General features: G+C 73.5%; 10 protein-coding genes. 6 read left to right on the top strand and 4 right to left on the bottom strand.

The window, feature by feature from the left end; genetic code table 11:
* Both ABD990_RS26990 and ABD990_RS26985 read right to left on the bottom strand, forming a co-directional pair.
* Nucleotides 1–1,051: 2-oxoacid:acceptor oxidoreductase family protein (locus ABD990_RS26990; protein ID WP_345383560.1), on the bottom strand; the 1,051-nt coding region annotated here is incomplete at its 3' end.
* Nucleotides 1,052–1,196: 145 nt separating this feature from the next.
* Entirely contained in the window at nucleotides 1,197–1,955 is a 759-nt protein-coding gene (locus ABD990_RS26985) for an enoyl-CoA hydratase (protein WP_345383559.1), read from the bottom strand.
* 38 nt (nucleotides 1,956–1,993) lie between these two features.
* Here ABD990_RS26985 and ABD990_RS26980 point away from each other — a divergent pair, with 38 nt between their 5' ends.
* Together ABD990_RS26980 and htpX are read left to right on the top strand one after the other, a co-directional pair.
* Nucleotides 1,994–2,488, top strand: a complete 495-nt coding sequence (locus tag ABD990_RS26980; protein ID WP_345383558.1) for a hotdog domain-containing protein — start codon at nucleotides 1,994–1,996, stop codon at nucleotides 2,486–2,488.
* 86 nt (nucleotides 2,489–2,574) lie between these two features.
* A complete protein-coding gene (gene htpX, locus ABD990_RS26975; protein WP_345383557.1) occupies nucleotides 2,575–3,453 on the top strand; it encodes a zinc metalloprotease HtpX in 879 nt (292 codons plus the stop codon).
* 53 nt (nucleotides 3,454–3,506) lie between these two features.
* Here the strand turns inward: htpX and ABD990_RS26970 are convergent, their stop codons facing one another.
* Nucleotides 3,507–5,156: a class I adenylate-forming enzyme family protein gene (locus ABD990_RS26970; RefSeq protein ID WP_345383556.1), complete on the bottom strand. Its 1,650-nt coding sequence runs from the start codon at nucleotides 5,154–5,156 to the stop codon at nucleotides 3,507–3,509.
* Nucleotides 5,157–5,240: 84 nt separating this feature from the next.
* Here ABD990_RS26970 and ABD990_RS26965 point away from each other — a divergent pair, with 84 nt between their 5' ends.
* From ABD990_RS26965 to ABD990_RS26950, 4 genes are all read left to right on the top strand, one after another.
* Nucleotides 5,241–6,050: a DUF6597 domain-containing transcriptional factor gene (locus ABD990_RS26965; RefSeq protein WP_345383555.1), complete on the top strand. Its 810-nt coding sequence runs from the start codon at nucleotides 5,241–5,243 to the stop codon at nucleotides 6,048–6,050.
* Nucleotides 6,051–6,103: 53 nt separating this feature from the next.
* On the top strand, nucleotides 6,104–6,601 hold the full coding sequence (locus ABD990_RS26960; RefSeq protein WP_345383554.1) for a PaaI family thioesterase: 498 nt from the start codon (nucleotides 6,104–6,106) through the stop codon (nucleotides 6,599–6,601).
* Nucleotides 6,602–6,654: 53 nt separating this feature from the next.
* The gene (locus ABD990_RS26955) at nucleotides 6,655–6,831 is read left to right on the top strand and encodes a hypothetical protein (RefSeq protein ID WP_345383553.1); all 177 of its coding nucleotides are present in this window, start codon (nucleotides 6,655–6,657) and stop codon (nucleotides 6,829–6,831) included.
* 245 nt (nucleotides 6,832–7,076) lie between these two features.
* Entirely contained in the window at nucleotides 7,077–7,223 is a 147-nt protein-coding gene (locus tag ABD990_RS26950) for a hypothetical protein (protein ID WP_345383551.1), read from the top strand.
* Between the two features lie 407 nt (nucleotides 7,224–7,630).
* On the opposite strand, the gene ABD990_RS26945 is transcribed toward ABD990_RS26950, so the two are convergent.
* The gene (locus ABD990_RS26945) at nucleotides 7,631–9,109 is read right to left on the bottom strand and encodes an amidase (protein ID WP_345383549.1); all 1,479 of its coding nucleotides are present in this window, start codon (nucleotides 9,107–9,109) and stop codon (nucleotides 7,631–7,633) included.
* Nucleotides 9,110–9,259 lie beyond the last annotated feature (150 nt).

Raw genomic sequence — 9,259 nt, 5'->3', positions numbered from 1 at the left:
GCACGTCGATCACCAGCAGCGGCAGCTCCAGGGCCACCGCGAGGCCGATGGTCTCGGACTTCAGCGAGATCCCCGGGCCGGACGTGGTCGTGACACCCAGGGACCCGCCGAACGACGCGCCCAGCGCCGCGCCGACGCCGGCGATCTCGTCCTCGGCCTGGAACGTGGTCACGCCGAAGGCCTTGTGCTTCGAGAGCTCGTGCAGGATGTCCGAGGCCGGGGTGATCGGGTAGCTGCCGAGGAACACCGGCAGCCCGGTGGTCTGCCCGGCGGCGACGATGCCGTAGGCCATCGCGGTGTTGCCGGTGATCTGCCGGTAGGTGCCCGGGTCCAGCTTGGCCGGGGCGACCTCGTAGGTGACCGCGAACGCCTCGGTGGTCTCGCCGTAGGCGTGCCCGGCGCGAAACGCCAGGATGTTGGCCTCGGCCAGCTCGGGGCGGCGGGCGAACTTCTCCCGCAGGAACCGCTCGGTGCCCTCGTGCGGGCGGTGGTACATCCAGGACAGCAGCCCGAGGGCGAACATGTTCTTCGCCCGCTCGGCGTCCTTCTTGCTCAGGCCGGTGTCCTCCAGGGCGCCCCGGGTGAGGGTGGCCATGGCGACCTCGTGGACCTGGTAGTCGGCCAGCGAGTCGTCCTCGAGCGGGTTGGCCTCGTAGCCGACCTTGGTCAGGTTGCGCTTGGTGAACTCGTCGGTGTTGACGATCAGCACCCCGCCGGCCGGCAGGTCGCCGATGTTCGCCTTGAGCGCGGCCGGGTTCATCGCCACCAGCACGTCCGGCCGGTCGCCGGGGGTGAGGATGTCGTAGTTCGCGAAGTGCAGCTGGAACGACGACACCCCGGGCAGGGTGCCGGCAGGGGCCCGGATCTCGGCCGGGAAGTTCGGCAGCGTGGACAGGTCGTTGCCGAAGGTCGCGGTCTCCGAGGTGAACCGGTCACCCGTGAGCTGCATCCCGTCGCCGGAGTCACCCGCGAACCGGATCACCACCCGGTCCTTCGTGATGACATCGTGCTCGCCGCCGGCGGGCGTGACGGCGGTCTCGTTGGACGTCATGTCGAGGTCATTCCCCGGTTCGTTATCGGGAACACAAATGTCCGGACGAGGTTAACGCCGGGTATCGGCCGGCGTCCCGGGACCCGGTACGACGTCACACGGCCTCCGCTCGTCCCGGCCGGGACGGGAACTCCTGTCCCCGCCCCTACCGCTTGCTGATGCGTGCCTGGAGCGCCGTGACGCGCTCCCGGAACTCCTCCGAGTGTACGGACGCAGCCTGCGCTCTCACCTCGATCTCGGTCGCCTCCACGTGCGAGATCGCCCCGGCCGTGACGCGCATCGTGGCCTTGGTGGTCTCGATCAGCGACCGCGGCGCGGCGGCGGCCCGGCCGGCGAGCTCCTTCGCCCCCGCGAGGAGGGCGGCGTCGTCGTCGTACCGGCGCCAGACCAGGCCGACCCGCTCGGCCTCGACGGCGTCGAGCACGTCGCAGAACAGCGTCAGGGCCTTGGCGCCCTGGGCGCCCAGCGCCCGGTCGACCATCCAGGTGTAGCCGCCCCCGGGGTGCAGGCCGAGCTGCATGAACCGGGCGTCGAACTTCGCGCCCGGACCCGCGAGGCGGAGATCACAGGCCAGCGCCAGGTTCAGGCCGGCGCCGACGGCGGCGCCGTTGACCGCGGCGATCGTCGGCAGCGGGCACTGCGCGACGGCGAGGAAGCCCGCGTACACGGTCCTGAGCCGCGCCGGGTCGGCCCCCTGCAGCTCGGACAGGTCGCCACCGGCGCAGAAGGCGGGCGGCTCGCCGGTGATCACGACGGCGCCCACGGCCGGATCGGCGACCGCCGCGTCGAGCGCGGCGACGAGCCTGCCGGACAGCTCGAGGTTCATCGCGTTGCGGCGGGCGGGGTTCGAGACTGTGAGCAGCGCGACGCCGTCCTCGACCGTCGTGCGGACTTCGGTGGTCATGGAGTGATCCTGACATCCCGCCGGGCTACCGTCCGCCCGTGACCGTGAACGACCGCCCCCTGCCCCACGACCGCGCCCCCCGACCGGGGGAGAAGGTGCGCCGGCACCACGACGGGTGTCTCGGCTGCGGGGACGTCGAGCACGGGCTGCACCTGAGCTTCGTCGCGGGGGAGGACCTGACCGTCACCTCGGTGCTCGACGTCCGGCCCGGCCTGCAGGGCGGTCCGGGCGTGGTCCACGGGGGCGTCGTCGCCGCGGCACTGGACGAGACGATGGGTGCGCTGCAGGCCTTCTTCCGCCGCCCCGCGGTGACCGCGGAGCTGACGACGACCTACCGCCGGCCGATCCCGATCGGCACGCGGCTGCACCTGTGGGCCCGCGTCGAGGAGCGGGAGGGGCGCAAGACCTGGACCACCGGCACCGCCCGGCTCGACGGGCCGGACGGGCCGCTGGCCGCCGCGGGCCGAGGCCTGTTCGTCGACATCCGCCGCGACCACTTCGACGCCGTGGGCGAGCGCGCCGTGAACCCGTGAGTCGCCTGTGAAGCCGGACGGCCCGGAACACGGCCTCCCGGCGGGTCGTTGACCCTGCAGGAACCTGCGGAAGGAGCGGCGAGGCGGTGCACGGTCACACTGGCCACGGTCACCTCAACGGGCTGAAGACGGCGGTCCTGCTGGGCGGGACGAGCGCGCTGGTCCTGGTCGTCGGGGGACTGGTGGCGGGCCGGACCGGGCTGATCATCGCGCTGCTCGTCGCCCTCGGCATGAACGGCTACGCGTACTTCAACTCGGCGACGATCGCGTTGCGCGCCATGCACGCGCGGCCGGTCACCGAGGCCGAGGCGCCCGGGCTGTACCGGATCGTGCGCGAGCTCAGCCAGCGGGCGCGGCAGCCGATGCCGCAGCTCTACATCAGCCCCACCAACGCGCCCAACGCCTTCGCCACCGGCCGCAACCCGCGCAACGCCGCGGTCTGCGCCACCACGGGGCTGCTCGAGCTGCTCGACGAGCGGGAGCTGCGCGCCGTGCTGGGCCACGAGCTCAGCCACGTCCACAACCGCGACATCCTCATCTCCTGCGTGGCCGGCGCGATGGCGTCGATGATCAGCTTCCTGGCCAACATCGCGATGTTCGCCGGGCTGTTCGGCGGGGGCGACGAGGACCGGCCGAACCCGTTGGCGGTCATCCTGATCGCCCTGCTCGGACCGGTCGCGGCGGGCGTCGTGCAGATGTCGGTGAGCCGGTCGCGGGAGTACCAGGCGGACGCGTCGGGCGCCGAGCTGACCGGGGACCCCCTCGCGCTGGCGTCGGCGCTGCACAAGCTGCAGTACGGCACCGCGCTCGCGCCGCTGCCGCCCGAGCCGCAGCTGGTCTCGCAGTCCCACCTGATGATCGCGAGCCCCTTCCGGGCCGGCGACCAGATGGCGAGGTGGTTCTCCACGCACCCGCCGATCGAGGACCGGATCCGCCGGCTGCAGGAGATGGCCCGTTCACGCTGACGTGCCCGTGCGCGGTCGGTCGTGCTCCGGCACCACCGACCGCGCACGCAGCGTCAGCGCAGCTCGCGGCGCAGGATCTTGCCGCTGACGGTCTTCGGCAGCTCGTCGACGACCTCCACGATCCGCGGGTACTTGTAGGCGGCCATGCGGTCCCGGGCGAAGGCGATCAGCTCGTCCGGCTCCAGCTCCGCGCCCGCCTTGAGCGACACGACGGCCTTCACGGTCTCGCCGCGGTACTCGTCGGGCACCCCCACCACGGCGGCCTCGCGCACAGCCGGGTGGCCGTACAGCACGTCCTCGACCTCGCGCGGCCAGATCTTGTAGCCGCCCGCGTTGATCTGGTCCTTCTTCCGGTCGACCAGGTAGAACCAGCCGTCGGCGTCCATGAACCCGACGTCACCCGTGCGCAGCTCGCCGCCCGGCAGCGCGTGGGCGGTCTCCTCCGGCTTGTTCCAGTAGCCGGGCACCACCTGCGGGCCACGGATCACGATCTCGCCGACCTCGCCGACGGGTAGGTCGCGCCCGTCGTCGTCGACCACCCGGACCACGGTGTTCGACACCGGCACCCCGACGGACAGCGCGCCGGACCTCGGGTCGACGGGCGCGCGGGAGCCGAAGGGGCCGACATGGCTCGGGCTCGTGGTCTCGGTGAGACCGTAGGCGTTGTGGATGTACGGGCCGATCCTGCGCTCGAAGGCCTCCACGACGGCGGGGGCGACCGGCGCGCCGCCGCTGTAGACCTTCGTCAGCGAGGAGAGGTCCCGGGTCGTGGCGTCGGGATGCTCCATCATCGCGATGTACACGGGGATCGCGCCGACGACGAAGGTCGCCCGCCAGCGCTCGACCAGCTCGAGCACGGTGCCGGCGTCGAAGCGGAAGCCCAGCACCACGGGCGCGCCGGTCAGGGCGGCTACGGCGAGGTGCCCGATCAGGCCGGTGATGTGGAAGAGCGGGGCGACGCCGAGGATCACGTCGTCGGGGCCGAGGTGGATCCAGTCCCGGTAGGTCATGGCGTTGAAGACGACGTTGCGGTGCGTGTTCGTCGCGCCCTTCGGCGGCCCGGTCGTGCCCGAGGTGTAGGTGAGGAACGCGACGTCGTCGGGGCCCGGCTCGGGGACCGCGGGCGGCGGGCCGCCGGCGTGCTGCGCGATGAGGTCACCCAGGTCGAGGGCCGTGGCGGGCCGCTGGCGGGAGCTGCCGGCCAGCAGGCCGGGGACCTCGTCGCCGTCGAGGGGGTCGAGCTCCGAGGTGGTGATCAGGGTCCGGACGGCGGTCGACGGCTGGACCTGCAGCGCGACCGGGTGCAGCGACTCCAGCGCGACGAGGACGGAGGCGCCGGAGTCGGCGAGGACCACCTGCAGCTCGCGCTCCCGCAGCATCGGGTTGACCGGGACGACGATCGCGCCGGCCTTCCACACGCCGAGCATCACGACGGCCCACTGCGGCACGTTCTGCAGGTACACCGCCACGCGGTCACCCGGTGCGACCCCGAGCGCGGCCAGCCCGGCGGCGAGCGCGTCGGAGTCGGCGTCGACCTCGCCGACCGTGCGGGTGGCGTGGAAGTAGTGCAGGAAGGGCCGCTCGGGGTTCGCCTTCGCGGTCGCGTGCCACATCGCCAGGGCGGACGGGAACTCCGGCTCGACGTCCGCCGGCACGCCCTCGTCGTAGCGGGCCAGCCAGGGGCGCTCCGCGTAGGTCGTCATCCCGACAGTGAACCGCGTGCTGTGACTCCTGTCACTCGTGCCGGAGCGCCCGGTTCTGTCGGTGCGGCGCGGCATGCTGTGGGCGTGCTGTCGACCACCAGCGAGTACGGCCTGCTCGGCGTGCGGGACGTCGACTTCCGGCTGGACCGGTACCGGCCGTCGCCGGACCTCGCCGAGCTGGTGGAGCGGCACTGGGTGGTCTCGTGGGCGCTGCCGCCGGGTCGCGGGGCGTCGGTCACGCTGCTGCCGCACCCGTGCGTCAACGTGGTGCTCGACCGCGGGATGCTCGCCGTCGCCGGCGTCGGACGGGAGCGGTTCACGTACACCTACACCGGCGAGGGGCGGGTGTTCGGCACGAAGTTCCGGCCGGGGGCGTTCCTGCCGTTCCTCGGCCGCCCGGTCTCCGCACTCACGGACGTCACACTGCCCGCCGCGCACCTCTGGGGTCCCCCGGCCGTCGCGCTGGCCGCATCGATGACCGGGCCGGTGCCGGAGCTGGTCGCGCGGATGGAGGCGTTCCTGCGGGAGCGGTGGCCGGAGCCGGACCCGCAGGTTGCGGTCGTCGGGCGGATCGTCGGGGCGCTGCTGCACGACCGGGAGGTCACGCGCGTCGAGGACATCGTGGAGCGGTTCGGTATCCCGGCCCGCACGTTGCAGCGGCTGTTCGGCCGGTACGTCGGGGTGAGCCCGAAGTGGGTGCTGCGGCGGTACCGGCTGCACGAGGCGGCGGCCCGGCTCGCCGAGGAGCGGGACCGGCCCTGGGCGGAGGTGGCTGCGGAGCTGGGGTACTTCGACCAGTCCCACTTCATCCGGGACTTCGGCGCGGCGATCGGGCTGACGCCGGTGGCGTACGCGCAGGCGTGCCGTCGGCGCGAGGAGCCGGTCAGCGCCTAGGTTTCTGTTTGCAATCCAGGTAGGGTGGTCGGCAGCCACCGAAGGAGGAGTCGATGACGGACGTCCAGCCCGCCCTGAACGAGCGCACCCACCGCTGGGAGGACCCGGCCGGCATGGCCGCCGCGGCCGGGATGGACGGGCTGTCGGTCATGAAGGCCGTCCTGTCCGGCGAGCTCCCCGCCCCGCCGATCGCGGGCCTGCTCGGCTTCGAGCTGGAGTCGGTCGAGGAGGGCCGTGCGGTGTTCACGCTGGAGCCGGGCGACCACCACTACAACCCGCTCGGCTCGGTGCACGGCGGCGTCTACGCGACCCTGCTCGACTCCGCGCTGGGCTGCGCGGTGCACACCACGCTCCCCGCGGGTGTCCGCTACACCAGCCTCGACCTCGACGTGAAGTTCCTGCGCCGCATCACCACCGACACCGGCCTCGTCCGGGCGACGGGCTGGGTGGTGCACGGCGGCCGCAGCACCGCCCTCGCCCGCGCCGACCTGCGGGACGGAACGGGGCGGCTGCTCGCGGAGGGCAGCTCCAGCTGCATGATCTTCCGCTGAGCGGGCCGGCCCGCGAGCGATCGCCGCGCGGGCCGGTGAGGCACACTCGTCGCGTGCCAGACGACGACACCTCCACTGCTCTCCCGCAGACCTGTGTCCGGTGCGGCCAGGTCGCCCTGCTGCGCATCGTCGGGCGCTGTGGCGACTGCATCGGCACGCTCGGGCTCGACGGCGGAGAGGAGTACACGGCGTGGCGGGCCGAGGTGAAGGCGGAGTTCGGGGCGAAGTAGGCCGTCTCGGTCGACCGGGTGTCATGCCCTGATTCGTCCGGCGCGAACGCTGACCGCCCGGGACTGGGCGCAGATCGCGAAGGACCCGGAGGCGCACTCGGGCGAGCGCGTGATCGTCCACGGACTGGTGACGCAGTTCGACAGCGCGACGGGTACCACGCGGTTCCGCGCCCAGGTCGACGGCGTCCCGCAGGAGGACTCGATCTTGGGGACGGACGAACACCATCCTCACCGGCAGCGGGCGGGTGCTCGATCCGGTGGTCGAGGGCGACGTCTTCACCGCCGAGGTGACCGTGAAGGGTGCGACCGACTACGACACCACGCTCGGCGGCAGCACGACCGCGCCCGAGCTGGAGGTCGCCGCGATCACGGTGACCGGGCACATCGCCTGAGCTGACGGCGGGCACCTGGCGACCGCGGGTCGGCGCCCGACGAACTGGACCGGACGCCCAAGATCGTCGTCAGGGTGACTCGACGGTCGTCGGTAGAGCCGTAGCGGCACGCTCGCAGCGATCATGCCGGCGGGCACGCGTCCGTGATCGCTGTCCTGATGCGTGCAGGGTCGGCGGTTCGGCCACCGACGCACTCTGACGGCGATCACCGAGCGACCCGGTGCCGGCGCCGGGGTCGGAGTCCGCGCACGCGTCCCGGAACTGCCGACTCGGTGTCCCGGAACTGGCGACAGGCGGTGCTGGAACTGCCGACTCGCGGGAGCTGGGGGCGCGACTCGCGGAAGCCCACGGCGCGACTCGCGGGAGCCGAGGGCGCGACTCGCGGGAGCCGGCAGCGCGACTCGCGGCTACAGCGGGGGTTCGCGGTCGAACCAGGGGCGGGCGGTCTCCAGCTGGGTGGCGAGGGCGAGGAGGCGGCCCTCGCTGCCCGGCGGCCCGACGAACTGGACGCCGAGGGGGAGGGGGGCGGGCGTCCAGTACAGCGGGACGGACATGGCGGGGCGGCCCGTGATGTTGGCCAGCTGCGTGTACGGGACGGGGGCGAGGTTGCGGTCGACGAGCGTGTCGACGATGCCGGTGCGGCCGAGCAGCCCCGCGGCGCGGGCCCGGAGCAGCGCCTTGCTCACCGCGCGGACCGGGGCGGGCGACACCAGCTCGCCGATCCGGACCGGGGGGCGGGCGAGGGTCGGGGTGAGCAGCAGGTCGTAGCGCTCGTGGAAGGCGGCGAGCCGGCGGGTGTGGTCGTTCCACCGGTCGTGGGCGTCGATGTAGACGGGCGCCGGGGTGGCGCGGCCGAGCGCGGCCATGATCTGCGTGTCGATCTCGAAGCCCTCGGGGCCGCAGCCGGTGAGCCGGCGGGCGTCCGTGACCTGGGCGGCGATCGCCGCGAACCACATGGTGAGGAAGTCCCGCGCCAGCTGCCGCTCGTCGACGCCGGTGACGGTCGGCTCGACGTCGTGCCCGAGCGAGGTCAGCAGGGCCGCCGCGTCCTCGACGGCCGCCACCGCCTCGGGGTCGACCGGCGTGCCGAGCGGGGACGCGGTGCTCATCCCGATCCGCAGCACGCCCGGCTCCCGGGCGGCCAGGTCGGTGTACGCGGCGGCGGGGCGGGCGGTCAGGTACGGGCCCGTGGGGTCCGGCGCGGAGAGGACGTCGAGCATCGCCGCGGTGTCCCGCACGGATCGGGAGATCACCCCGTTGACCGCTGCGCCGTGCAGCCGCTCGGCGACGTCCGGACCGTCCGGCACGACCCCGCGCCCGGGCTTGAGGCCGAACAGCCCGCAGCAGGCGGCCGGGATCCGGATCGACCCGCCGCCGTCGCTCGCGCCCGCGACCGGGACGATGCCCGCGGCCACCGCCGCCGCGGACCCGCCCGACGAGCCGCCGGGCGTGTGCGCGGGGTTCCACGGGTTGCGGGTCGGCCCGCCCACCTCGGGTTCGGTGATCGCCTTGGCGCCGAACTCCGGCGTGCTCGTCTTGCCGAACACGACCAGCCCGGCCTCCAGCCACCGCTGCACGACGAGCGCGTGGGCCTCGGCGGGCCGGGTGGCCAGCGAGCGCGAGCCGCTGCCGGTCGGCAGCCCGGCGTAGTGCTGCCCGAGGTCCTTGACCAGGAACGGGACGCCGGCGAAGGGGCCGGTCAGAGCCGTGCGGGCGCGGGACCGGGCGATCTCCCGCATCGGGAGGTGGATCGCGTTGACGGTGCCGTCGACGGCGTCGGCGCGGGCCAGCGCGACCTCGAGCAGCTCCGCGGCCGAGACCTCGCCCTTCTCCACGAGCCGAGCGAGCCCGACGGCGTCGTGGCGGCGGTACTCGCGGTACTCCATGGGTCCTCCCGGACGACGGACGGCGCCGATCACCGAGGGTCTAGCACGCGCCGGCCGGTGGCGGAAAAATCTTCGGCGCGACTGTCCCGGCCGGGGCGTGCCCGTTCGTCCCTCGGGTGACGCCGGTCCCCGCCGGCGCACGAGGAGATC

The organism is Pseudonocardia yuanmonensis (assembly GCF_039542425.1).
In the GTDB taxonomy this organism is placed as follows: domain Bacteria; phylum Actinomycetota; class Actinomycetes; order Mycobacteriales; family Pseudonocardiaceae; genus Pseudonocardia; species Pseudonocardia yuanmonensis.
This window is presented reverse-complemented; position numbering and strand designations above follow the sequence as displayed.

What these genes read in the sequence shown, in the direction of transcription:
- ABD990_RS26985 (WP_345383559.1), bottom strand. Translation starts at nt 1,955, where the DNA reads ATGACCACCGAAGTCCGCACGACGGTCGAGGACGGCGTCGCGCTGCTC.
- ABD990_RS26970 (WP_345383556.1), bottom strand. Translation starts at nt 5,156, where the DNA reads ATGACGACCTACGCGGAGCGCCCCTGGCTGGCCCGCTACGACGAGGGC.
- ABD990_RS26960 (WP_345383554.1), top strand. Translation starts at nt 6,104, where the DNA reads ATGACGGACGTCCAGCCCGCCCTGAACGAGCGCACCCACCGCTGGGAG.
- ABD990_RS26945 (WP_345383549.1), bottom strand. Translation starts at nt 9,109, where the DNA reads ATGGAGTACCGCGAGTACCGCCGCCACGACGCCGTCGGGCTCGCTCGG.